The organism is Staphylococcus lugdunensis (assembly GCF_002901705.1).
GTDB classification, from domain to species: Bacteria; Bacillota; Bacilli; order Staphylococcales; family Staphylococcaceae; genus Staphylococcus; species Staphylococcus lugdunensis.
Map to the genome: position 1 here is coordinate 620,764 of NZ_PPPV01000016.1, position 23,624 is coordinate 644,387.

The 23,624-nt window shown below is 35.5% G+C and carries 26 protein-coding genes; 14 read left to right on the forward strand and 12 right to left on the reverse strand.

Annotated elements, in window-relative coordinates:
- Window positions 1-140 precede the first annotated feature (140 nt).
- Window positions 141-1,004, forward strand: coding sequence for an ROK family protein (locus tag CD041_RS09710; protein WP_002460696.1), 864 nt, complete (start codon window positions 141-143; stop codon window positions 1,002-1,004).
- Window positions 1,005-1,099: 95 nt separating this feature from the next.
- On the opposite strand, the gene CD041_RS09715 is transcribed toward CD041_RS09710, so the two are convergent.
- On the reverse strand, window positions 1,100-1,897 hold the full coding sequence (locus CD041_RS09715; RefSeq protein WP_002479011.1) for a MurR/RpiR family transcriptional regulator: 798 nt from the start codon (window positions 1,895-1,897) through the stop codon (window positions 1,100-1,102).
- A 166-nt stretch (window positions 1,898-2,063) separates the two neighbouring features.
- Between CD041_RS09715 and CD041_RS09720 the strand changes: the two genes are divergently transcribed.
- Both CD041_RS09720 and nagB read left to right on the forward strand, forming a co-directional pair.
- Complete coding sequence (locus CD041_RS09720) at window positions 2,064-2,735, forward strand: N-acetylmannosamine-6-phosphate 2-epimerase (protein WP_070648132.1); 672 nt, start codon at window positions 2,064-2,066, stop codon at window positions 2,733-2,735.
- A gap of 47 nt (window positions 2,736-2,782) precedes the next feature.
- On the forward strand, window positions 2,783-3,517 hold the full coding sequence (gene nagB / locus CD041_RS09725; protein WP_002460700.1) for a glucosamine-6-phosphate deaminase: 735 nt from the start codon (window positions 2,783-2,785) through the stop codon (window positions 3,515-3,517).
- 96 nt (window positions 3,518-3,613) lie between these two features.
- Here nagB and CD041_RS09730 read toward each other — a convergent pair whose 3' ends face one another.
- Window positions 3,614-3,859 carry a hypothetical protein gene (locus CD041_RS09730; RefSeq protein WP_002460701.1) on the reverse strand — a complete coding sequence of 82 codons (246 nt, stop codon included), beginning with the start codon at window positions 3,857-3,859 and terminating at the stop codon, window positions 3,614-3,616.
- 42 nt (window positions 3,860-3,901) lie between these two features.
- On the reverse strand, window positions 3,902-5,071 hold the full coding sequence (gene nagA, locus CD041_RS09735) for an N-acetylglucosamine-6-phosphate deacetylase (RefSeq protein WP_062078227.1): 1,170 nt from the start codon (window positions 5,069-5,071) through the stop codon (window positions 3,902-3,904).
- A gap of 259 nt (window positions 5,072-5,330) precedes the next feature.
- Between nagA and CD041_RS09740 the strand changes: the two genes are divergently transcribed.
- Complete coding sequence (locus CD041_RS09740) at window positions 5,331-6,947, forward strand: BCCT family transporter (RefSeq protein WP_062078229.1); 1,617 nt, start codon at window positions 5,331-5,333, stop codon at window positions 6,945-6,947.
- 326 nt (window positions 6,948-7,273) lie between these two features.
- Here the strand turns inward: CD041_RS09740 and CD041_RS12170 are convergent, their stop codons facing one another.
- Window positions 7,274-7,411, reverse strand: coding sequence for a hypothetical protein (locus tag CD041_RS12170; protein ID WP_002460704.1), 138 nt, complete (start codon window positions 7,409-7,411; stop codon window positions 7,274-7,276).
- A 167-nt stretch (window positions 7,412-7,578) separates the two neighbouring features.
- Here CD041_RS12170 and CD041_RS09745 point away from each other — a divergent pair, with 167 nt between their 5' ends.
- Window positions 7,579-8,190, forward strand: coding sequence for a hypothetical protein (locus CD041_RS09745; protein WP_002479015.1), 612 nt, complete (start codon window positions 7,579-7,581; stop codon window positions 8,188-8,190).
- A gap of 55 nt (window positions 8,191-8,245) precedes the next feature.
- On the opposite strand, the gene CD041_RS09750 is transcribed toward CD041_RS09745, so the two are convergent.
- Window positions 8,246-9,436 (reverse strand): NADH-dependent flavin oxidoreductase, encoded by a 1,191-nt coding sequence (locus tag CD041_RS09750; RefSeq protein WP_037543364.1) that lies wholly within the window; start codon window positions 9,434-9,436, stop codon window positions 8,246-8,248.
- A gap of 238 nt (window positions 9,437-9,674) precedes the next feature.
- Between CD041_RS09750 and CD041_RS09755 the strand changes: the two genes are divergently transcribed.
- The 8 genes from CD041_RS09755 (at window position 9,675) to CD041_RS09790 (ending at window position 14,775) form a co-directional block, all read left to right on the forward strand.
- Entirely contained in the window at window positions 9,675-10,679 is a 1,005-nt protein-coding gene (locus CD041_RS09755; protein WP_070648131.1) for an LLM class flavin-dependent oxidoreductase, read from the forward strand.
- A gap of 21 nt (window positions 10,680-10,700) precedes the next feature.
- Window positions 10,701-11,033, forward strand: coding sequence for a glycine cleavage system H family protein (locus CD041_RS09760; RefSeq protein ID WP_002460709.1), 333 nt, complete (start codon window positions 10,701-10,703; stop codon window positions 11,031-11,033).
- Window positions 11,034-11,831, forward strand: coding sequence for a protein-ADP-ribose hydrolase (locus CD041_RS09765; protein WP_070648130.1), 798 nt, complete (start codon window positions 11,034-11,036; stop codon window positions 11,829-11,831).
- Complete coding sequence (locus CD041_RS09770) at window positions 11,821-12,711, forward strand: SIR2 family NAD-dependent protein deacylase (RefSeq protein ID WP_080606668.1); 891 nt, start codon at window positions 11,821-11,823, stop codon at window positions 12,709-12,711. The genes CD041_RS09765 and CD041_RS09770 overlap by 11 nt, the downstream gene beginning before the upstream one ends.
- Before the next feature lie 11 nt (window positions 12,712-12,722).
- On the forward strand, window positions 12,723-13,745 hold the full coding sequence (lplA, locus tag CD041_RS09775; RefSeq protein WP_002460713.1) for a lipoate--protein ligase: 1,023 nt from the start codon (window positions 12,723-12,725) through the stop codon (window positions 13,743-13,745).
- 257 nt (window positions 13,746-14,002) lie between these two features.
- Window positions 14,003-14,344 carry a hypothetical protein gene (locus CD041_RS09780; protein ID WP_070648129.1) on the forward strand — a complete coding sequence of 114 codons (342 nt, stop codon included), beginning with the start codon at window positions 14,003-14,005 and terminating at the stop codon, window positions 14,342-14,344.
- Between the two features lie 12 nt (window positions 14,345-14,356).
- Window positions 14,357-14,548, forward strand: a complete 192-nt coding sequence (locus CD041_RS09785) for a helix-turn-helix transcriptional regulator (protein ID WP_002460717.1) — start codon at window positions 14,357-14,359, stop codon at window positions 14,546-14,548.
- Window positions 14,549-14,565: 17 nt separating this feature from the next.
- Window positions 14,566-14,775, forward strand: coding sequence for a hypothetical protein (locus tag CD041_RS09790; protein ID WP_080606667.1), 210 nt, complete (start codon window positions 14,566-14,568; stop codon window positions 14,773-14,775).
- On the opposite strand, the gene CD041_RS09795 is transcribed toward CD041_RS09790, so the two are convergent.
- From CD041_RS09795 to CD041_RS09825, 7 genes are all read right to left on the reverse strand, one after another.
- The gene (locus CD041_RS09795; RefSeq protein ID WP_070648127.1) at window positions 14,760-15,200 is read right to left on the reverse strand and encodes a 6-pyruvoyl trahydropterin synthase family protein; all 441 of its coding nucleotides are present in this window, start codon (window positions 15,198-15,200) and stop codon (window positions 14,760-14,762) included. The two genes, CD041_RS09790 and CD041_RS09795, sit on opposite strands and share 16 nt — an antisense overlap.
- A gap of 115 nt (window positions 15,201-15,315) precedes the next feature.
- Window positions 15,316-15,702, reverse strand: coding sequence for a hypothetical protein (locus tag CD041_RS09800; RefSeq protein ID WP_002479023.1), 387 nt, complete (start codon window positions 15,700-15,702; stop codon window positions 15,316-15,318).
- Between the two features lie 177 nt (window positions 15,703-15,879).
- Window positions 15,880-16,800, reverse strand: a complete 921-nt coding sequence (locus CD041_RS09805) for a cation diffusion facilitator family transporter (protein ID WP_070648126.1) — start codon at window positions 16,798-16,800, stop codon at window positions 15,880-15,882.
- A 148-nt stretch (window positions 16,801-16,948) separates the two neighbouring features.
- Window positions 16,949-18,277 (reverse strand): putrescine-ornithine antiporter, encoded by a 1,329-nt coding sequence (potE, locus tag CD041_RS09810; RefSeq protein WP_002460723.1) that lies wholly within the window; start codon window positions 18,275-18,277, stop codon window positions 16,949-16,951.
- Window positions 18,278-18,291: 14 nt separating this feature from the next.
- Entirely contained in the window at window positions 18,292-20,460 is a 2,169-nt protein-coding gene (gene speC, locus CD041_RS09815; protein WP_002460725.1) for an ornithine decarboxylase, read from the reverse strand.
- A gap of 803 nt (window positions 20,461-21,263) precedes the next feature.
- On the reverse strand, window positions 21,264-22,040 hold the full coding sequence (gene yidC / locus CD041_RS09820) for a membrane protein insertase YidC (RefSeq protein ID WP_002479024.1): 777 nt from the start codon (window positions 22,038-22,040) through the stop codon (window positions 21,264-21,266).
- Between the two features lies 1 nt (window position 22,041).
- The gene (locus CD041_RS09825; protein WP_070815458.1) at window positions 22,042-23,148 is read right to left on the reverse strand and encodes a helix-turn-helix domain-containing protein; all 1,107 of its coding nucleotides are present in this window, start codon (window positions 23,146-23,148) and stop codon (window positions 22,042-22,044) included.
- A gap of 223 nt (window positions 23,149-23,371) precedes the next feature.
- Between CD041_RS09825 and CD041_RS09830 the strand changes: the two genes are divergently transcribed.
- Complete coding sequence (locus CD041_RS09830; protein WP_002460728.1) at window positions 23,372-23,605, forward strand: hypothetical protein; 234 nt, start codon at window positions 23,372-23,374, stop codon at window positions 23,603-23,605.
- The last annotated feature ends 19 nt before the right edge of the window (window positions 23,606-23,624 follow it).

Consider the following 23,624-nt stretch of genomic DNA (forward strand, 5'->3'; position numbering starts at 1 on the left):
TCTAATAAGGTTACAATATGTTTTGAAACGTTTTAACATTTTTGTCTTAATTTTATGAAAAATATTTTCAAAACATTAAATATTGTTCTAACTACGAACAACTGTTTATATAATGTTAATTGATAAAGGAGGAATAATAGATGTATAAAATTGCGGTAGACATTGGTGGTACCAATATTAAAATTGCCGTATTTAATACGGACTTAGATATGCTGGCACATGAATCTATAAAAACACCTGATAATAAGAAAACGTTAATCATTGATACGGTTCATGACTTAATTGCTAAGTATATTCAACATTATCAGCTAGAACGTCCACATATTGGTATTTCAACGGCTGGTGTAGTTGACACTGAACGAAAAGCAATTATTTACGCTGGTCCTACAATTGCAAATTACAATGGTACTGATTTCCAACAACATTTGGGAGATTTGTCTGATCATATTACAGTACATAATGATGTTGATGCAGCGTTGTTAGGAGAACTTGTATTACATAAGTATCCAGAAAGCCATATTTTCTGTTTAACATTAGGCACTGGTATTGGAGGTGCGTTTTACACACAACAACATGGCTTATATACAGGGGCGCGTTATCACGCAAATGAAATTGGCTACTTACTTTACCGTTCAAGCGATGGTTTAACTTATGAGCAACGGGCTTCAACATCTGCTTTGAAAGCGTTAATTAAAGCATACGGCTTAGATGCAAACATCAGCGTTCCTGCACTTTTTGACCTTGCAGAAGCTGACGACAAGCAATCTGTCCAACTGCTTAATGATTGGGGAAATGCTGTTGCTGAGGGAATTGCGCAAATACAAATCATCTATGATCCAGATTTAATCTTAATTGGTGGTGGTATTTCCTCACAAGGTGACAGGCTTATTCAATATATCGAACCCCATATTCAGCACTATTTACCCCATGGCTACGGAGGCGCTCGGCTTCAAACAACACGCACGAAAAACCATGCTGCTTTGTATGGTGCACTTGTTGAATGATAAAGGGAGCAGGACTACGAATTCATTATGAATTCTGTCCCGCTCCCTTATCAATTGGTTCTAGTAATGATGTACCAATCTTTAGCTTATAATCACTATTTACCTAATATTGTCTGTCGTGTATGCTGATAAAGTTGATTCATATGGGGATCGTTTAATAGGAGATAACTGACAATATCCATTAAAAAGAAAGTGGCAATTTGCGTATTAATAAATTGAGAATCATTAATTCGAGATTGATCCGTAGTAATCAGTACTAAGTCTGCCTTTTCAGTAATACTACTACCTTCATAATTCGTTATAACCGCAACATATGCGCCTTGATCATGTGCAATCGCTGCTGCTTCAATTAATTCTATCGTCTCTCCACTATTAGAAATAGCAACAAACATATCTTGCGCTGACAATAAGGACGCCGATATTTTCATCTGATGCGCATCTGTGGACACCATTCCTTTTAAGCCCATACGCATCGTTCGATAATAAAATTCGCTGGCTGTTAACCCAGAACTACCTAAACCAGCATAGTTAATTTGACGTCTTGTTTTTAAATTATGCGCAAAGCGTTTAATCTTTTCCTCAGAAATAAATTCCCCTGTCTGTTGTATAATACGTTGGTGATAACGGTGAATTTGTTGTACTAGTGGCGCATTTTCGACTATTTTTTCAGATTTTTCATGTTGTACACTAAATTTCATATCTTGAAAGTTATCATAGCCTAACTTATTACTGAAACGTGTAATAGTGGCCGGAGACGTACCAATGGCATAAGCAAGAGAATTAATAGTAGAAAAGCGATCATCTAATTCTTGTTCTTGAATAAATGTGACAATTTTGCGATCCATTTTTGTTAGTATGTGCCGACTACGTTGTACTCTATTATCAAATTTCATCATCCTCAGTCCTTTATTCGTATTAACTTGAGTGTAGACTATTTGAAAATCTTTTTCAAAAGTTAAATTTAAATTGATAAAAAATTTCTTAATGATATGATGATATTAACCAATCATTCTAGACCTATCTTTTACAAATTAAACAAAAGTAATTGGAGTGTTTAACATGTTACCACAAGGATTAATTGTTTCTTGCCAAGCTTTACCTGATGAACCATTACATTCATCATTTATTATGTCTAAGATGGCTTTAGCCGCTTATCAAGGAGGCGCAGTTGGCATCAGAGCCAACACTAAAGAAGATATACTCGCGATAAAGCGCGAAGTCAATTTACCAGTTATTGGTATTGTTAAACGAGATTATGCCAATTCGGATGTCTTTATTACCACAACGTCTAAGGAAGTCGATGAATTGATCGCTAGTGGCTGTGACGTTATTGCGTTAGATGCGACGAAACAAACTCGCCCAAAAGAAACGCTGTCAGAATTAGTTGACTATATTCGACAACATGCACCAAACGTAGAAATTATGGCAGATATTTCGACATTAGACGAAGCTCAGCAAGCAGATAAGTTAGGATTTGATTATATTGGCACAACATTAAGAGGCTATACCTCATATACTAAAGGCCATATTTTATACGAAAATGACTTTGCTTTTTTAAAGGATGTACTGAATTCAGTTTCAGCCAAAGTTATAGCTGAAGGCAATGTCATCACACCAGAAATGTATAAACAAGTGAGTGATTTAGGCGTTTATTGTACTGTCGTTGGCGGTGCAATCACTCGACCAAAACAAATTACCGAACGCTTTATTAAAGCGATAGCTGAAGATTAATTTACACATTTATTTTAAAATTGAATGTCATTGGAGGTGTTTCAAATATGAGAATTTTAAATCTTGGAGACCAGCAAACAGCTAGTCGCTACGTCGCTATAGAATTAATTAAATTACTCCAAGATAAACCTGACGCAATATTAGGTTTAGCAACAGGAGCTACGATGACAAGCGTTTATCCATATTTCACTGATTTATTAGATTTAAATCACATAGATGTCTCTCAAGTGCACACATTTAACCTCGATGAGTATGTTGGTTTAGACGCACATCATGAGCACAGTTATCATCACTATATGCATGAACGCTTATTTGACAACTATTCTGGCTGGAATAAAGCGTTCATCCATATCCCAAATGGTGCGGCAGACAATCTTGAAAGCGAAGCATTGCGCTATGAAACATTATTACAATCGGTTGGTCAACGTGATATTCAACTGTTAGGCATTGGTCAAAATGGGCACATTGGCTTTAATGAGCCAGGAACACCTTTTGATAGTCACACCCGCGTCGTTAATTTGACGACATCCACGATTCAAGCTAATAGTGTGCATTTCTCTAAGTTAGCAGATGTTCCTAAACAAGCCATATCTATGGGTCTAGATAACATCACACGCGCGAAACGTATTATACTATTAGCGTTTGGTGACAAGAAACATGATGCCCTACAAAGATTGATAGATGGACATATTACTGAAGATTTACCTGCGTCTATTTTACATCAACATGAACGTGTAGATGTGATTGTTGATAACGCGCTTTATCAATCATTAAACATTTAGTTGACCAAAATACACTAAATAACATACTATAAAAGCCATTCTGTGTAGTTAACGTTTCTACATAGAATGGCTTTATATTCCGGTTTGATATTTGACTTATTTATATTCAAATAATTTTAAGATAAATAGTGCTATTAAACTAATAAGAATACAGATACCACATGCTGATACAAAAATAATTTCAGTTTCTTGCCAGGCCATCTCAAAGACAACGCCTGCTTTAGTTATGATGCTATTAGAGATAAAGTTGACAATCGCCAAAGCAATAATCGCTAATGTTGCAGCTAATAACAGCATATTAAAGAAAAAGATAGCATTAGGAAATCTATAATTACTTTGCATATAATACGCCTCCTAAATTTTTTTATTATGGTCTTAATTTATCTATTCCCCAAGTGAACGGTATCGATGCATACAACCTGCTTTGATTGTTGTTAATACTTGAATATCATCATCAACAATAACTAAGTCAGCGTCTTTACCTACTGCTATACTACCCTTTTGATCATCAATTTTTAACGCGATTGCCTGATTTAAACTGGCTACGCGCCACACTTGGTCTAGTCCTTGTCCAGTAAAGGTCATCACATTTTTCAGTCCATCATTCATTTTCAAAATACTTCCAGCTAAAGATCCTGATGCTAGACGCGCTTCTGACCCTTTAACGATAACATTTTGACCGCCTAGGTCGTATTCTCCATCAGACATGCCTTTAGCACGCATGGCATCAGTAATAAGATAGAAATGTTCATGTCCTTTGAGTTGATACGCAAGTTTAACCGCTGTTGGATGTGAATGAATACCATCAACAATCACTTCCGTATTTAATCCTGAATTGGTCCATGCTGCGCCGAAAACTCCTGGCTTGCGATGCTCAAAGCCTGTCGCTGCATTGTATAAGTGTGTAATATGTTTCGCACCACATGTGACTGCCTCATTCGTTTGATCAAAATCCGCAACAGTATGACCTATTGAGAAAATAATATCATGATGTAGTGCAGCTAATGTCTCTTGTGCACCTTCCACTTCCGGTGCAAAGGTGATCACTTTAATTAAACCTTGCGCACTTTGTTGAAATTGTTGAATTTTATCCACGGAAGGTCGTTGCACATATTGTGGATTTTGTGCTCCCACTTTATGTTCTGAAATAAATGGCCCTTCTAAATGTATTCCCACAATTTCTGCTGCAGTTCCTTGTTGTTGTTCTTGATGATACTTAGCAATATTAGCTAAAGCTTTAATGATATTTTCATCAGACTGTGTCATTGTAGTTGCTAAGAAACTTGTCGTTCCTTCTGACAATAAATTTTCAGCTAAATGTTTTAACCCTTCATATGATGCATCCATGGCATCAGCACCATATCCCCCATGAATGTGAATATCAATAAATCCTGGTAGGACGTGCTGACCTTGTGCATCAACCGTTTCTAACATACCATCATATTTACCTGATGCGATTTGCTCAATACGTCCATCATTAATCACAACATATCCATGCTCAATCACTTGCTGTTCTGTGTAAATCTTCCCGTTAATTAGCGCATATTTAGACATACGATTCCTTCTTTTCTGTGTATAATGATTGTCTTATAACGCCTTTATTATATCATTTCAGACTCTGCTCTCCCATGCTTCTTGAAAAATGAAAAATCTTTTCATTATTAGATGTTTCACCATTGTCCATATATGATTGTGTTACTTTTTTCACCACAGCATTTGTAGTTAAAATCCATAAATTTTTGAATTATTTTAAAACTTATGGTTATACTTTTAACGACAATAAATTTAAACAAAGGGATGACTAAACAGCTCCATGTCTGACAAAAGGAAGAAAAATAACAATTTTGTTTATGCATTTTCCGTACTTATCATTTTAATCATCACTGCAATTGCCGGCTTATTTCCAAAAGCATTTGGATCACGGGCACAAGCAATTTATAATTTTTTGACTAATTCGTTTGGCTGGCTATTTTTACTAATTATCTTTATTCTCGACGTCTTTTTGATTTCCCTCGCTGTTTCACGTTATGGTCGCTTCAAGCTGGGAGATAATGATGAAGCGCCTGAATTTTCCACTATTTCATGGATTGGTATGCTATTTTCTGCTGGCTTAGGTGTTGGTATTGTCTTTTGGGGTGTAGCCGAACCATTGACGCACTATTTACATTCACCTTTTCCTGGGAAGATTACCAGTGAATCTGCATCATCTGCACGGCTAGCTATGGGATATACGTTCTTTCATTGGGGAATCTCTCAATGGTCTATATTTGCGATTGCCGGTTTAATAGTAGCATTCTTTCAATTTAGAAAAAAACGCAACGGACTCATTTCCACCGCAATGGAACCTGTCTTTGGTGAAGCTTATAAACGTCCATTTCGCAATATTATTGATATTTTAGCTATTATTGCCACTGTCATGGGTATTGCAACCTCAATTGGTCTTGGAATTTTACAGATTAGTGGCGGCCTTAACTATGTATTCCATATTCCAAATACAAATGTAACTAAGATAGGAATTACAATTTTAATGGTGTGTATCTTCTTAGGCTCTGCTTTAACCGGCTTAAATAGAGGCGTAAAATGGTTGAGCAATATCAACATTGGGTTAGGCGCACTGTTACTTATCTTTATGCTTATATTTGGTGATTTAAAATTTATTGTAGAATCTTATACGCTTGCGATTGGCGATTATATCACGCATTTTGTTGAATATAGTCTCCGTATTAATCCGTATCAAGGGGATAATTCTTGGGTGCAAAAATGGACCGTCTTTTATTGGGCCTGGGTTATTTCTTGGTCCCCATTTATTGGTGGTTTCGTGGCTCGTGTTTCTCGTGGGCGCACAATCCGCGAATTTGTCGTAGGGGTCCTGCTCGTGCCACCTTTAATTTCATTTTCATGGATAGCTGGCTTTGGCGGGACAGCATTAAAAATAGCACTTGGCGGTGATCCGATTGCTAATGTAGTCGATAAAGATTATACTGTAGCATTATTTGAGTTACTGTCTAAGTTCCCGATTAGCGACATCACTAGTGCCCTAGCCATTACCTTAATCTTTATCTTCATCGTTACTAGTGCGGATTCCACCACACATATCGTTGCTAGCATGGCCACAGGTGGTAAAGAAAATCCAAAAGTTAAACATAAAGTTATTTGGGGTTTATTAATCGGTGCTATATCGGTTGCTATGACGATTGCCGGGGGTTTAACAAGTTTACAATCTGCAGCCGTCGTTACTGGTTTGCCTTTTTCTATTATTTTGCTGTTAATGATTTTTTCTTTAATGCGTGCATTACGCAGAGAGCATACGAAACACTTTGCCATGACATATATTAATGATGATAAAGATTACACGATTAGCTTAGAAGAACGTGAAGATCAACAAGATAAACAACATGATTCTACAAACAATATAAATAAAAAGAAATAGCATAAAGGGAGCAGAACTGAACTCATTATGAATTCCTAGTCCTGCCTCGGCAAGTTGACTTGGATTGAAAAAAGCTTGGTATAAGCATATTTTCAATCCAATCAACTACTGCCAATATATCGTTCATAGTCTCAAACTGGTCAATGTTGTTAGTATAGGTATTGATCTGCAAAAAAGGCTACAGTCGTCAAGATTGAATTAGATTTAGGCACTATATCTTGAATCTAATCTGATAAAGTGCATGATGTCGCTACAAGCACCATAGCAATGGCTATTGAAAATGCGATATCTAATAATTGGATTTGTTGTGGCTGCCAATAAGCTTGTTATGTTTCAGGTGTTGCCTCAGCACCATAATCTGATTTAAATATTCGAAGTACCCATGGCAGCCCATCTAATGATGCCATAATAGCCTCCCACGTATCATCTTTCACAATCAATGTCGCTATCTTAACAGAAAACAATTATCGTTGTTGCCCTCAAACATCCACTAATTCTTATTGTTCATTGTAAATCTTCATATTTTTAAACACTCAAAAAAAGAAACTGATTATTTCTCTCCCCAAAAAAGTCTTTTTTATGCGATAATTATATATAAGATTAATTTTAGATAGAAATTGGAGTGACGAAGATGTCCGCAGATATATTAACTACTGATGTATTACAAGCGCGTCTAAATTTGATGCCTCAAATACACGATGAATTGGAAGCACAAATTAAAGAACAACTGCAAGGTCAAAATCGTAAAGATATCGCTCATATTAAAGAAGCAACAATCGTTTTAATTAAGTTACATATTACAAAAATGATTAAAAATCAAGCACGTTATGGTGAAACAAGTACTAATGATAATCACTTACACTTTATCGAAGGCCGTCATGCCTACCAACTATTTTATGCATTAGATAGTTCAATGCATGTAGAAGAATTAGAATTATCAGAAGACTTATTGGCTAAATATGATGCTGATATCGAACGATTATTAAATGTGCGTGGACAATTGACACCATTTATTAACGTAGCTATCGAAACATTCGATTCTTTTTCTGAAGATTTAGATCTCACTATTGAATATCTTTTCAAAACATATCCTGACATTTTAACAATGGTACAAGATAAGGAGTTTAGATTGCATAAATTTGATTCACTCATTGAAGAGGCTTTTAAACAATTAGCCACTACACATCAATACGGTGACTTTGGCACAGCGATGGCTCAAGCATCAATTGTAGATACACCATAACAATATAGGGAGCGGGACTACGAATTCACAAAGAATTCTGCCCCGCTCCTTATTGTTAATCGTCATAATTTTGTTCTAATTTACGTAGTTCATCTCTTGTTTTCAAAGCTAATCCTTCACCATAATCCATCATTTTCACAATATCTTTAAAAGCTGCATGCGGAATAGCTAATTCCTCTAAATCATCTTGAGTGATGTGTAAATCAATACATTCAGGCTGCCCTGCTGCAAGTTTTGTCACAAAGTCAGGTTCTGTGACAAACGGTGACGACATACCCACCATATCTGCTTGTCGCATCGCATCTAATGCACTTTCTACCGAGTTAATTCCACCACTCGCAATCATAGGTAAACGCCCACTCAAATGATCATATACAACTTGATTGACACGTTTTCCAAAGTGTTGCCCTGGTGTACGGCTTGTATTTTGATAGATGTGTCGACCCCAACTAGCAATAGCTAAATAGTGAATATTGGCAACATCCATGACCCAGTCTAAGTGTTGATTAAATTCATCAATGGTATACCCTAGATCACTTCCACGTGTTTCCTCAGGTGTAGCCCTATAGCCAAGAATAAAATCAGCAGGTGCTTGTTGATCAATCACATTTTGAACAGCTTGCATGACTTGTAATCCAAAACGCGCACGGTTTTCTAAGGAATCTACCCCATAGTCATCATGTCGTTGATTTGAAAAAGTAGAAAAAAACGTTTGTATTAATAGACGTTGTGCAACTGATATTTCTACACCATCAAAGCCTGCTTGAATAGCACGAGATGTAGCATCAGCATATTGTTGAATCACATCTTTAATCTTCTCTTGAGACATTTCTAGTACTTTATGAGGTGTTGGAGAATGCAGTGACATCGGGCTAGGTCCATATACTTCACCAAAATTTCGAATCGCTTGATTGGAAAAACGTCCTGCATGTGCCAATTGAATAATCGCTTTATTGCCATCTTGTTTCATGACTTGGGCTAGCTTTTTCAACCCAGGAATACATGTATCATCTGAGATATTAAAACCATACTCAAAGAGCTGACCATAAGGTTCAATATAAGCAGCACCAGTCACTTGAAGTCCAGCTGATCCCGCCCGTCTTTCAGCATAGCGCAAATCTTCTTGAGTAATATGTCCATCATGCGTCGATGAATTTGTCGTCATTGGTGACAACACGAAACGGTTGTTCAATTGTACGCCGTTAGGTAGCGTGATAGGTTGCAATAATGGTGTGTAATCTTCCATGTCAGTGTCATCTTCTTTCATCTGCTTATTAACATCAACGTATCACGACCGCTTAAAATTAGCAATTTAATCACACTTCTTAAATAGTTTTTACTAATGCATTTGACCACTTTGAACCAAATAAACCACATAAAAATATGTTGTTGTAAACTGAAATTTAGCAATACATAACAAAAACCGTTAAAATAAAATTGGGTAAATAATTGGGGAATGATAAAACAGTAATGGAGATGAGTTTTTGGTAGAACTAAATGTGTTAGATTATGCGATGATAGATGAAGGGAAAAATGCTGAGCAGGCACTTCACGATACAATACGCTTGGCACAACTGGCAGATCGACTACGCTTTAAACGTTTTTGGATAACAGAGCATCATAACGTGCCAGCTTTTGCTTGCAGTAGTCCAGAATTATTGATGATGCACATTTTGGGTAAAACATCCCACATTAAAGTAGGCTCAGGTGGTATTATGTTGCCTCATTATAGTCCTTACAAAGTCGCCGAAAATTTTCGCATGTTAGAAGCATTTTATCCTGGACGCGTCGATCTTGGCATTGGCAATAATCCTGGTACACCTGCCGTGAAACGTGCAATGGACGAGGATAAATCTGAATATCTTGATTATCAACAAAGTATCGTGGATCTTCGTCATTACTTAACAAATCAGCAAAGTGAGCAGCGCTTTTCTAGCGTCATGGCACAACCAAACATATCACATCATCCTGATATGTGGCTATTAAGCATTAGCCAACGTTCAGCTAAAATGGCTGCACAGCAAGGTATGGGGTTTGCTGTTGGTACATTTTTATTGCCAGATACAGATAGCATACGTGCCACACAACATAGCATCGCTACTTATCGCCAGCATTTTGAAATTACATCACTACAGATGTCACCAAGTGTTATGTTAACCGTGTTTGTCATTGTAACTGACACTGAGAAAGAAGCTACACGATTATTACAAGCACTAGATGTATGGTTATTAGGAAAACGTTATTTTGCTGAGTTCGAACGTTTTCCATCTTATGAGACTGCATTACAATATCAACCAACTGCGCGAGATAAAGCACGCATGCAAGCATCTCATTCTAAAATTTTAGCTGGAACCATCACACAAGTAACACCAAAACTCGACGCCATGATTCAAGACTTTCAAGCTGATGAAGTCTTAGTGGTACCTCTCCTACCAAATATAGAAAACCGCTGTCGCACGCTAGAACTACTTGCACAAGCATATCTATAACTAAAGAAAGGAAGTATATATATGGCTAAATTAGCAAACTATCTATTAGTACAAAAGGAAGGAAACCAATATGTCTATTATATGACACCAGAACTTCAAGATGATATTGGTACTGTGGGTTATGTTGAATTCATGACTGCAAACGATGTCGCTAAAAACGATGAAATTGTAAGTATTGAAGCTTCAAAAACGGTGTTAGATGTCCAAACGCCTCTTGCCGGAACAATTGTGGCACGCAATACAAAAGCTGAAGACGAACCAACGATTTTAAACTCAGAAAAACCAGAAGACAATTGGTTAGTCAAATTAGAAAATGTAGATGAAGATGCGTATAACGCATTACCAGAGGCATAAATGTTACAAACACAGAGTAAACGTCTCGCTTATTTAACACATTATTTATGGCAAGAAGCACATGGTTCAGAACCGTTAAACTACCCTACTGACTCCACAGCACAATGGGAATTATATCGTGGCTTAGCCAATGTCAGACCACCAGAACCTATTTCTCAAGAATATTTAGATATTCAAGATGCTTATCTTTCAGCATTATCAACTGAACGACAGCCCATTCATATGGATGCGTTAACACCTGTAGAGAATCAACAGTTATATGTGTGGCAAGGTGATATTACACATCTGGCTGTTGATGGGATTGTCAATGCTGCTAACAGTAGCCTCTTAGGTTGTATGCAAGCCAATCATGATTGTATAGATAACATAATCCATACAAAAGCAGGCGTTCAACTTCGTCTTGATTGTGCACAAATCATCAAACAACAAGATCGTAAAGAAGGTATAGGTAAAGCTAAAATCACACCGGCGTATAACTTGCCTTGCCGTTATGTCTTGCACACTGTCGGTCCACAAATACGTAAATATCCTGTTTCGCAAATGAATAAAGAACTGTTAGCGCGCTGTTATACATCTTGCTTAGAATTAGCTGAACAGCACGGTTTACAACATATAGCTTTTTGTTGCATTGCGACAGGTGTATTCGGCTTTCCACAAGAAGAAGCTTGCCATATCGCGATTAAGACCGTTTCGGATTATTTAACAACACATCCATCATCAATAAAGGTTATTTTTAATGTCTTTACTGATAAAGATGCACAACTTTATACGGAGGTGCTTCAGACTCATGAGTCATAATAAATGGGCAGCACTCCAACTTGCTCGCGAAGACGCTGCACAAGTCGATATACTACTACGCGCTATCTATGAAGCAGATGCAGTCGTTGTCGGTATTGGCGCTGGTATGTCGGCAGCTGATGGCTTTACCTACATAGGTGATCGTTTTACACAAAACTTTCCAGATTTTATCGAAAAATATGGTTTCTTTGATATGTTACAAGCCAGTCTACATCCCTTTGATAGTTGGCAGGAATACTGGGCATTCGAAAGTCGTTTTGTTGTTTTAAATTATTTGGATCAGCCGGTCGGAGCATCATATCTTGCTTTAAAATCATTATTAGCGCAAAAAGCGTATCATATTATTACAACTAATGCAGATAATGCTTTTTTAGCAGCAGACTATGATTTAAATAAAGTATTTCATATTCAAGGCGAATATATTTTATGGCAATGTAGCCAGCATTGTCATGCAAAGACCTATCGTGATGATGATGCTATTCGTCAGATGGTAGCTGAACAACAAGATATGAAAATTCCTTGGACATTGATTCCACATTGTCCAAAATGTAATGCGCCTATGGAAATTAACAAACGTAAAGCACAAGTTGGCATGGTTGAAGATGCTGATTTTCATGCACAGCTCGAACGGTATAATGCCTTTTTAGCTGAACATCAACATGGCAAAATCTTATACCTTGAAATTGGTATCGGTTATACGACACCACAATTTGTGAAACATCCGTTTCAGCGCATGACACGTCACAATCCAGATGCCCTTTTTATGACTTTAAATAAAAAAGCTTATCGTATTCCACAAAATATTAAAGCGCGAACCATTCATTTGAATGAAGACATTGCTACATTAATGACAACTGCACAGCAGAAAATGAACAACTAGGAGCTAAAATTATGTATTTAATTGAACCCATCCGCAATGGAAAATATATCGCTGATGGTGCGGTTAACCTTGCCATGCAAGTTTATGTAAATCAGCATATTTTTTTAGATGAAGATATTCTATTACCATACTACTGTGACCCTAAAATTGAAATTGGACGTTTCCAAAATACTGCCATCGAAATCAATCAAGAATACGTTGATACGCATGGCATTCAAGTAGTACGTCGAGATACTGGAGGCGGTGCCGTTTACGTTGATAAAGGTGCTGTAAATGTGTGCTGCATCCTTGAACAAGATACGTCAATTTATGGAGACTTCCAACGTTTCTATCGTCCAGCAATCAAAGCATTGCATCATCTTGGTGCCACCGATGTCATCCAAAGTGGACGCAATGATTTAACACTCCATGGCAAAAAAATTTCTGGCGCCGCTATGACAGTAATCAACAACCGTATTTATGGTGGTTACTCTCTACTGCTCGACGTTGATTACGATGCCATGGTGCAATCATTAAATCCAAATCGCAAAAAAATTGAGTCCAAAGGCATTAAATCCGTACGTGCTCGCGTGGGTAATATTAGGGATTCACTTGCCCCTGAGTATCAAGACATCACCATTCAAGCGTTCAAAGACCTTATTATTAAACAAATTATGGGCATCGATGACATTTCAGATGCCAAACGCTATACATTAACCGACGAAGATTGGGCTGGTATTGATCAACTCGTTGCTGACAAATACGCAAATTGGGAGTGGAATTATGGACATTCTCCGCGTTATGAATATAATCGCAATGCGCGTTTTGCTTGTGGTACCATTGATATTTCACTTTCAGTAACACAAAATCGTATCTCAGGTTGTAGTATTTTTGGCGATTTCTTTGGACAAGGCGATATTCATGATGTTGAAACACATCTAGTAGGTACACGAATGGTTAAACAGGATTTAATCGCTCGCTTAGAAGATATTGATTTAAATTATTACTTTGGATCATTATCAGCAGAAGAATTAACACAACTCATTTTAAGCTAGTTACCTAAAACGTCTCGGACATCGTCATGTTTTAGGCTATGAACTCTATATTGGCAGTAGTTGACTGAATTGAAAATACGCTTATCCCAAGCTTTTTTCAACCCGAGTCAACCTTGCCAGGGCGGGACTTCGAATTCACAATAAATGCTGTCCCGCTCTTTTTTTATTATTTAAAATGTAAAAAGTATTTGACATTCTGAATTTCAGTTGTTATGGTGTTTATGTAAAAAACTTTTGACATTTTGAGGTGTAATACAATGAAAATCTTAGCATATATCGGTTTCTTTATATTTTCAGTATCATGGAGTATCGTCACCACTGCATTGTTGCCAGCAGAAAGCGTCGATGGTCGTAAAAAAGACAATACCAAATACGATGAACGACAACGGCGGATGTTCCTAGAAATATTTGCACGCACATTTGTGTGGGTAGTTTATGCAATGCTATCTTCAGTATTTTTGCGTTTATTTGGTATATACAAGAAAGTTTCAGAATCACTTTTTATATTTAAAGATTATCCAGAATTACTATACATCTTATTGGGCCTGTTATTTTTAGTCATGAATTACTTTTCTGTAAAAAAGAAATATACCACTTAGGATGCGTGATATATGAAAAATAAAATTAAAGCCTATCGTAAAAAAATAGGCATGTCTCAAGAAACGTTAAGCAAAAACGTCAACGTTTCGCGCCAAACAATTAATGCCATCGAGAATAATAAATATGATCCCACATTAATGTTAGCGTTTAAACTTGCAAAGCAGTTTGATACAACCGTTGACGATTTATTTAGCACAAAGTAAAGCAAAGGATGATTCAAATGTTAAAAAAGCAAGATGAAATGGAACGTCATCATGTAAGTATCGCAAGTAAATGGACAACTGGATATTTCTTTATTACTTTATTCATCTACAGTGTATACACCAAGATAACAACAAGACAATTCGATATCATTTGGCTTATTTTAATGAGTGGCCTTGTACTGTTTTGGGGTATTTTAACATGGCATAAATATCACACACGTTTATAGTTTAATCGTGAGTCCAATATAACACTATGCTGCGCCGTTTCTGCTAGCTCGAGCCGACATATATGATGCCCTGATGGCAGGTGGCGCTTGAATTGCTCCCAAAGCCAGTTAGCGATATTTTCAGCTGTTGTATTCATTAAAATCAATGTATTATTGATAAGCTGACCATCCAATTTAGGATGAATATATTGATAATATATCTCGTCAATATCAAAGAAATCAATAGCTAACCCGTATGCATTAACTGGAGACTGGATATCTATCGTTAACCGATATTCATGATCAATCAAATCTCGATAATGATGTGCGTCAAAATAAATACGATTATCAGCTGTAAACTGATAATAACTGCGAACAACGATGTCTTGCTGACTACCATATTTAAATTGTTGTGGTAATTGTACTTCACTGATATCGTTATACATCATCTGTTCCTCCTTTTATAAATAAGTTCCTCCAATTAAGAATATAAAAAATCATCTGATATAATCATTTATATACTCAGATGATTTTTTATACTTATCTAGCTGTTTACAGACGCTATCGATCTGTTTTATTTTGTAGTTTATTTTTCAAAAAGTTATTGTCGAAAAGTACGCTTAAGAAATTCAACACGATTTCACGTTCTTTCTTGTTTTTAAAAGCTATCGTGGCATTAAATTCAAATTGATTATCCCCATAAATCAATTCAACAACGGCACTCATAAACTTATCAGATAAGGTATACCCTTTAATATTGCGTATAATAATTTCCTTAAAAAAGTGTTCCTTATTTGAAATAATAACAATATGTCGTCTACTTAAAATCAATGTCGATTCGACAAATGTTTTCTTGCCATTTTGATTATAGACATACTTTACTTTTGTATTATATAGTTGTGCTTCTGTCCCAAATTTCTTATTATATAACTCCATATCTGCATTCATGTGTAGCACCTCCAAAATAATTATTATCATCCCCGAAATAAGTTCTTTCATGCTTATAAGTAACAAAAAAAGTGCGATTCATTCTATTTAAGAATGAAAAAGGCACACAAGGTTATCTCAAACCTCATGTGCCATATCATTTGTCTTATCAAACGTGATGCATCAACAAATCAAATCCTAATTCAATTGTCTTAAATAATACTGTTCCGTAAATGAAATATTCAACCACTTATCATAGTTTGTAAAAGCCTCATTTATATTATGAATCAGCTCATCACGATAGACATCTGCTTGTTCAATCGTTCTAATTGCTGATTTGGAATCTACAATATTTTGTAAATCTATATAAATCGCTTGTCCCATTTTAGAAATTCTTAAATCTTCTTCACGAATATTATATTTTAAGTTTAATTCTTTAACAATCGTAAAAATTTCATATTGAACTTCTTCAGATGCTGACATAGAAATAAGTTCCTTACCATTATTGTATAGTAATCGAATTGGCATTGTAATCAGGATAATCCCTGCGAGTAACACCATTCCTGGGTCAATGTAAGGAATGAGCCATGCAAGTGGCGTGTATTTTAAAACAAACATTAACACAAAGCCAAATACTAAACCAAAACTAACTACAGTATCGAGTAACCACTGCAACATTTCAGCATAAATAAGATCTGAACGTTTACGGTTGCGTGACAACATTAAACACACTAGACCACAGCCTACAAATGAGAAAATACCATAGAACAAACCAATGTTTGCATTGATATCTCTCCCGCCTTGTAGAATCGCATAAACTGATGATACTAATGATAAGATACATAATAACAACATGATTGATGAGTTAAAGATAATGGTAAGAGGTTGAAACACATATTTACCAAACGGAAAAGACTCATGATTCGGTTTCTTGATTGCTATAGATGTAAATAAAGAAAGTGAAGAAATTAATAAGCTAAGCACTGCATACAGACCGTCAAGTAACACCATGTCACTGTTTGATACGATACCTAAAAAGATACCTATCACGGAAAAGATCAGTGCACCTATCGTAGAAATGACTAATATTCTACTCACAGAATGATCTGCTTTTTTCATTTTTATCTAGTCCTTTTACATATTTACACCTATTATTTTACACCTAAATTCAAATAAAACAATCCCATAGCCGTGTTGCGAGAGGTTTGAGAATACAGCTAATGGGATTGTTAAGGAAAGAATATTCACGTTTTTTAAGCTATCTTAATTATTTTGTAATATTTTCATGAGGTTTGTTTACGTCAAATCTATAGGAAATCAATCCATAAAGTGTCCATCCGGCAAACGTTACTATTGCACCGTAGTAAACTGCGATACCACCAGAAGAGTAGATTGCATATAATGTGTAAAGTCCTGCAATGACTGCAATAAAGTTTGTCCACTTCATGCCTTTAGCAGACACACTACCTGCTTCTTTCTGCATCGTCTTAATACTTGCCATAGTAAGAACGTATGGCACAGCGTTCGTTACAACGGCCAAGTTAACTAAAATGGTAAATTGTTTAGATAATGATGGACTAATTGTCATTAATGAAATTAGTGTTTGTAAACATGTAATTATCAACATACCAATTAATGGTGTACCATTACCAATTGTTTTAGCGAATACTTTAGGGAAGTATTTTTCAACTGCAGACGTTCTAAATACTTCTGCAATTGTAAATTGCCAACCAATTAATGAACCGAAACATGAAATAATCATTAATCCGATTACAATGCTACCTACTGTTGGGTTAAACATATGACTAAATGCTAAACCGAATGGTGCATTTGAATGTGCTAAATCTTTAATTGGTGAAATACCTAAAATAACGTTTGTAGAAATAATGTACATTACCGCAGCACCGATTGTACCACCCATAACGGCAATTGGTACGTTTTTCTTAGGATTATCTACAGCATCACTATTTGCTGCTGCTGACTCTAAACCTAAGAATGCCCATAAGGTAATTGAAATTGATTTACCCATACCTTCGAAGAATCCAAAGTGATGTGGGTTCCATGATGATGCGAAGTTACTTCCACTGAACCAGAACCATCCAATAATACTGATGAATACAACTGGAAGAATAACGCCCCATACAGTAAATGAACTGATTTTACCAGTGATGCTTGCACCACCAAAGTTTAATGATGTTGCTACCCATAACGCTAAAATTGTCCATAACGCTGTAGCAACTGGTGACATATGGATGTGAAGTAATTCAGCTGTATAACCTACTGCTGAAATAGCGATGGCAGCATTGGCAATTACCAACGAAAGACCATACGTATAGTTAGTTAAGAATGCTCCGGCTTTACCGAATGAGTATTCTGCATAACCACCCATTCCTCCACCTTTTGAGCTGTATAAACCTGCTCTAGCAAAGATGAAAGCAAGCATTACTGCTCCAACTGTTGTCACAATCCATGAAAGGATTGACATTGTACCTACTTGTGCGAGGTTCGTCGGTAACATGATAATACCTGAACCCATCATGTTAACAGCCGTAACGATTGTTAACTGAGTCACACTCATTTTTTTCTTTTGAGCCATGTTCGTTCTCCTTCCTAGCTTTCTAGCACATAACCAAATGCTTTAATTTTGCCGTCTACTTCTTCAAAGTAAACACCTTGAATTTCTGGTGCGAATCCAGGGAATTTATTGATACCTTCTTCTAAAATCTTGAAGTAAGATTTAGCTGTTTCGCTCCATTTTTCACCTGGAACAACACAGAAGATTCCTGGAGGATATGGTAATGCACCTTCAAGTGCAATTTCTCCAACGATGTTGTCTAATTCAACTAATTTAGCGTTGTTTTTCAATAATTGAATGTTAGCATCGTAAGGTTTCATGCTTTGTTCTGGTAAGTAGTCTTTTAAGAACATTTTTTTCTGGAATTCTTTTGTATTATGTTCTTTATAGAAATCATGTAATTCTTGGCATAATTGACGAATTGTATAACCTTGATAGCGTTCAAAGTTTTGATGATACAATCTTGGCAACACTTTATCTAGCGGTGCATCTTGATCAATTAAGCTTTCGAATTTGATTAATTTAGCGATTAAATTGTTCATTTTAGCTTCGTCGCTAGCTGGTGTCATTAAGAATAGAATAGAGTTTAAGTCATTTTTCTCAGGAATAATGCCATTTTCACGTAAATAATTAGCCAAAATAACTGCTGGGATACCAAAGTCCATGTATGAATCATCTTCTGGGTTGATACCTGGTGTTGTTAATAAGAATTTGTTTGGATCAACGAAATATTGGTCTTTACCATAGCCGTTGAAACCATGCCATGATTCTTCTGGATTGAATTTCCAATAGTCTAAATTGCTAATGATTTCTTCTGTTGGTGCATCAGACCATTTTTTACCATTCACTTTTTCAGGTAAGAACGGTTTAATATATTTACATTTAGCTAGGATTTCTTTTCTAGCATTTGTTGATACCGTTAAACAATCGTTCCAAAGTTTTTCTCCCATAGGTCCTTCTTGCATTCTTGCGTTGATATCTAGAGAAGCGAACATTGGATAGAACGGTGAAGTTGATGCATATTGCATATAAGCATTATTGAAACGTTTATGATTGATATAACGTTTTTGGCCTTTAATGTGTTTATCTTTTTTATGGATTTGTGACGCTTGTGAGAAACCAGCTTGTTGTTTATGTGTAGATTGAACAACAAAGATACCAGGATCATTTTCATCAAGGTCTAATAATAATGGTGAAGATTTTTTCATTAATGGAATGAATTGTTCATAACCCACCCAAGCTGAGTCGAATAAAATGTAATCACATAAGTGACCAATTTTATCTACAACTTGACGTGCATTGTAAATCGTACCATCATAAGTTCCCAATTGGATAACAGCTAAACGGAAAGGTCTATCCCATTTTGCACGTTCAGGATCCACTTTAGCAACTTCTTGTCTCAAATATTCTTCATCAAAGTCGTGTTCGTGAATACCGCCAATGAAACCATAAGAGTCACGTGCTGTTTGCATATAAACTGGACGGCCACCGTCTTTAACTAAAGCTGAAATATAAACTGATTTGTGGTTGTTTCTGTCAAATAATACTAAGTCATCAGGCATAATTGCTGATGTAATCGTAATGTTATTTGATGTTGTTGAGCCGTTCATAACGAAATATGTTTTGTCTGCATTATAAACTTTTGCAGCATGTTTTTGAGCATCTACGGCTGGACCTTCATGGATTAATAAGTCCCCTAAATCCACGTCTGCGTTACAAATATCTGCTCTAAAAATATTTTCGCCGAAGAATTTGTAGAATTGTCTTCCAGCTGGATGTTTAGCAAAATATTGTCCACCTTGGTGTCCAGGACAGTCGAATTGCACGTTACCGCGTTCAACATAGTCCGCTAAAGTATTAAAGAATGGAGGTAGTACATTGTTTTCATATTTAGAAATTGCATATTCTAATTTTTTTGAATTATATTCAAAATTACTATTGTTTACATCTATTATGAAATCTACTTCTTTTAAATCCACTGCGTTAGCTGCATCTTTATCATTTTCGTAGTCGGAAACAACAAATACAGGAATGTCTAATTTTGCCTCTTTAAGTTTGTTGACAAAATCCATATCCTCTTCCATAAGAACAACAGCACCTAAATCGATGATGTCTTCATCTTTGTCATGGATCGATACAATTTCTCTTTCGCTAGTGAAATATTTTCTTGCTTCCTCCGAAGAAGCAACTTTCAAGAATTTCATAAATATAACCTTCTTCCCTCAAATTAATTTATTCTCTTTTGTACCTCCACCGACAGTGTAGTACGATTATCAAAAATTGTTAATACCTTAAATAATTATTTCTGTGAAATATTTCACATTTAATATTACAACGCTTACATACACAAGGCTTTTGAGAATTGTTAAGTTTTTGTGACAAGTATGTAAATTGCATTTACAAAGTAAAAACCCCGCCATTGTAGGCATATTTGTCTATACAACTTGGGAATTTTTATTATAATATGTCTTTAAAAGTAACCAATATGCAAAATATTATTGCGGACTATGAACAAATGTTTATATCTATTTTTTCACAATCTCACATCCGATTTTTGATTAAAAATTTAGACATGTATCATCTTTTTGAGAAGATCCATGTCCTAGAAAATAAATTTTCACACTTCCTTGTATATTCATAATATTTTATATTTATGCATTTAATACGATTAATAATTCAATTCTCGCTTGCTTAAAATCGAATGTTTTTAAAAAAACTTGCAGTTAAATATTTTGGTATTCTATCTATTCTTGCTATTTACAACTTGTGGTTCAATTAATTCGACTATCTGCTTTTCATAAAGAGGTCGCTTGCTTCAATTACTACCTAACAACTACACATATATGGTCGACTGATACTAAGTGGTGTTGTCTCAACTGTGGCAATCATACCAGCTATAATAAATATTGAATCATTTTTAACATCCCGTTGATTGGTAAATGATAGTGCCTGTCTTCTTTTATCATGCTTAACTATGGCAGTGTCTACCTAATAATATGAAGATTTATCACATTGTTTTTGATTGTCTAATATGATGCGTTTGGCGTTGTGATATAATTGCTTGCAATATTAATAACGCAGCATTTACAAACCAATATAAAGCTAGTGCTGAGGGAGATTGAAACGCAATGTAGAGAATAAATAACGGGGAAACGATCATCATCACATAGCCCATCATTCTTTGTTCCTTAGGCATTTGTCTGGCACTTAACCATGATTGGACAAAATACATGAACCCAGCAATCATAGCTATCATGCTATCTGGTGATGTGAGATGAAACCACATAAATGTTGGATAACTTAGAATTCCTCCTGAAGTTGGCCATTTTAATGTCGCATATAATCCAAATAAAATGGGGATTTGTATTAGCATAGGTAAACAGCCAAACATGGTTGTTAAAGGATTAAGTTGATGTTGTTGATATAACTGCTGCAACTCTTGATATGCCTCATTTTTTAGTTGCTGAGTTGCTGCTGCTTTCATTTTTTGTTGTATCGGTTCAATTTTGGGTTGTAATTCTTTCATTTTCATACTGGTTATTGCCATTTGTTTTTGGTTATGCAACATGAGTGGCATTAATATTAATCTTACTAGGCACACAATAATAACAATAGCCAATCCATAATTATGATTCAGATGTAAACCCAAATAATGCAGCAACCCATCCATAGGTCCAACAACAAGTTGATACACCAAACCTGTCCTTTGATGTGTATCACTGTAATTGCATCCTGAAAGTAAACTAATCCCTAATAAAAGTATTGTCACATACCATTTCTTCATTTTATTCAATCCCCTGGCGATATATAAAGTCTAAACGCTTCACAATCTGTTGAAATTGTGGATTATGCCACAATTCTGCAAATCGTTGTTCGTCAGCTACGACTCTATAAAAGTCACGTGCCACTCTATCATTTTGTATATTTAATCGCTCACCAAACGGCATTTTTGCTAAAAACATATCAATATCATTAAAAAAATGATCTTGCTGATAATTACAATTTCGCACAACTCGTTCATAGCACTGACAGTAGTCTTCTAAATATTCTAAAGCTTGCTCATACTCAGTTTGTTGATAGTAATACTTAGCCAGCGACAAATTAATACCAATATTGATATATGGAAATAATTGATTGGTATTAAACCCCTGCTGCAATGCTTTAAAACGCTGTTCGATATCACTGATTTCTTCGTATAAATCACGAACCAATATCAACTGTAACTGTTGAGACATTAACATTAGTGATTGATACATATCCACTTGAATCACACTTGAAGCCTTCGCTAAGTTCCCTTGTTGTGCATAAGCATCTGCTAAAAAGAATGCTGTTCCCTCTTTAATTGAACAATCAGGAACAGTGTCGATAATGGCGCCATAGTCTGCTGAATATAGCTGAAATGCTAAACGATAACATTTAGCATATTTTATCAGTTCATCAGAATCAGATTTTTCTTCAACTATATCGCATAATGTTTGTGCAAATTGAATCGTATCTAGACGTTGTTCCTCATTTTCAGCATAATAAATATGATTCATCAGCAACGCAATGATTGACAATAAAAATGAATACTCATTATTGTTATTATGACAACTCTCTTTCACTGCAGTTAAAAATGTCCCATACGAATGATTAGTCAATTGTTTAGACAAGTGTTGACACAGATGAGTGGCGTCCTCTTTCGTTAATACATCTTGATAATCCAATAATTCGTCCACACTCATATTAAATAATTTTGCAAGCTTTGGTAACAACTGAATATCAGGCATTAAACTACCATTTTCCCATTTTGAAATAGTTGGCTTTGTGATATCTAAATATGCAGCCAATTTATCTTGCGTTAATCCTAGTTTAGTCCGCTGCGCTTTTATAACCTTATTAATTTTAATCATATTAAACAACTCCTTACATTTATTGTATCTAGCAGTTGAACTAAATTGTATTTCTAATATGACAATATCAAGGAAATAAAGTTTCCACATAAGAAACTTATAGTCGTATGGATATTCTTTTCGTTTAAAAATTCGTATAAAAACACGGTGTATGATAATTTAAAAAACTATCATTCGAAAATCTTGTATCGTAAGTTACAATATTGATAAAGAGGTGATATAAATGAAAAACATCTTTAATTTCTCATTCGTTCTAGGGCTTATGTTAATTATCGTTGGGATTGTGCGTTTATTTAATGGTATTGATATTGTATCTATCTTTGCAATTGCACTGGGAATTATGGAAATATTTCTCTCATTAAGTCAGCGCAAACAAATTAAACGACAAAACCAACATGCTTCAAATGACTCAAAACACGAAAAACCAAGTTTTAAACATACTCAAGATAAAGAATAATCACCATTTCAGCTACTAA

Excerpts from the sequence above, each read along its gene's own strand:
- CD041_RS09710 (WP_002460696.1), top strand. The coding sequence starts at position 141 with ATGTATAAAATTGCGGTAGACATTGGTGGTACCAATATTAAAATTGCC.
- CD041_RS09715 (WP_002479011.1), bottom strand. The coding sequence starts at position 1,897 with ATGAAATTTGATAATAGAGTACAACGTAGTCGGCACATACTAACAAAA.
- CD041_RS09720 (WP_070648132.1), top strand. The coding sequence starts at position 2,064 with ATGTTACCACAAGGATTAATTGTTTCTTGCCAAGCTTTACCTGATGAA.
- nagB (WP_002460700.1), top strand. The coding sequence starts at position 2,783 with ATGAGAATTTTAAATCTTGGAGACCAGCAAACAGCTAGTCGCTACGTC.
- CD041_RS09730 (WP_002460701.1), bottom strand. The coding sequence starts at position 3,859 with ATGCAAAGTAATTATAGATTTCCTAATGCTATCTTTTTCTTTAATATG.
- nagA (WP_062078227.1), bottom strand. The coding sequence starts at position 5,071 with ATGTCTAAATATGCGCTAATTAACGGGAAGATTTACACAGAACAGCAA.
- CD041_RS09740 (WP_062078229.1), top strand. The coding sequence starts at position 5,331 with ATGTCTGACAAAAGGAAGAAAAATAACAATTTTGTTTATGCATTTTCC.
- CD041_RS09745 (WP_002479015.1), top strand. The coding sequence starts at position 7,579 with ATGTCCGCAGATATATTAACTACTGATGTATTACAAGCGCGTCTAAAT.
- CD041_RS09750 (WP_037543364.1), bottom strand. The coding sequence starts at position 9,436 with ATGGAAGATTACACACCATTATTGCAACCTATCACGCTACCTAACGGC.
- CD041_RS09760 (WP_002460709.1), top strand. The coding sequence starts at position 10,701 with ATGGCTAAATTAGCAAACTATCTATTAGTACAAAAGGAAGGAAACCAA.
- CD041_RS09765 (WP_070648130.1), top strand. The coding sequence starts at position 11,034 with ATGTTACAAACACAGAGTAAACGTCTCGCTTATTTAACACATTATTTA.
- CD041_RS09770 (WP_080606668.1), top strand. The coding sequence starts at position 11,821 with ATGAGTCATAATAAATGGGCAGCACTCCAACTTGCTCGCGAAGACGCT.
- lplA (WP_002460713.1), top strand. The coding sequence starts at position 12,723 with ATGTATTTAATTGAACCCATCCGCAATGGAAAATATATCGCTGATGGT.
- CD041_RS09780 (WP_070648129.1), top strand. The coding sequence starts at position 14,003 with ATGAAAATCTTAGCATATATCGGTTTCTTTATATTTTCAGTATCATGG.
- CD041_RS09785 (WP_002460717.1), top strand. The coding sequence starts at position 14,357 with ATGAAAAATAAAATTAAAGCCTATCGTAAAAAAATAGGCATGTCTCAA.
- CD041_RS09790 (WP_080606667.1), top strand. The coding sequence starts at position 14,566 with ATGTTAAAAAAGCAAGATGAAATGGAACGTCATCATGTAAGTATCGCA.
- CD041_RS09795 (WP_070648127.1), bottom strand. The coding sequence starts at position 15,200 with ATGTATAACGATATCAGTGAAGTACAATTACCACAACAATTTAAATAT.
- CD041_RS09800 (WP_002479023.1), bottom strand. The coding sequence starts at position 15,702 with ATGAATGCAGATATGGAGTTATATAATAAGAAATTTGGGACAGAAGCA.
- CD041_RS09805 (WP_070648126.1), bottom strand. The coding sequence starts at position 16,800 with ATGAAAAAAGCAGATCATTCTGTGAGTAGAATATTAGTCATTTCTACG.
- potE (WP_002460723.1), bottom strand. The coding sequence starts at position 18,277 with ATGGCTCAAAAGAAAAAAATGAGTGTGACTCAGTTAACAATCGTTACG.
- speC (WP_002460725.1), bottom strand. The coding sequence starts at position 20,460 with ATGAAATTCTTGAAAGTTGCTTCTTCGGAGGAAGCAAGAAAATATTTC.
- yidC (WP_002479024.1), bottom strand. The coding sequence starts at position 22,040 with ATGAAGAAATGGTATGTGACAATACTTTTATTAGGGATTAGTTTACTT.
- CD041_RS09825 (WP_070815458.1), bottom strand. The coding sequence starts at position 23,148 with ATGATTAAAATTAATAAGGTTATAAAAGCGCAGCGGACTAAACTAGGA.
- CD041_RS09830 (WP_002460728.1), top strand. The coding sequence starts at position 23,372 with ATGAAAAACATCTTTAATTTCTCATTCGTTCTAGGGCTTATGTTAATT.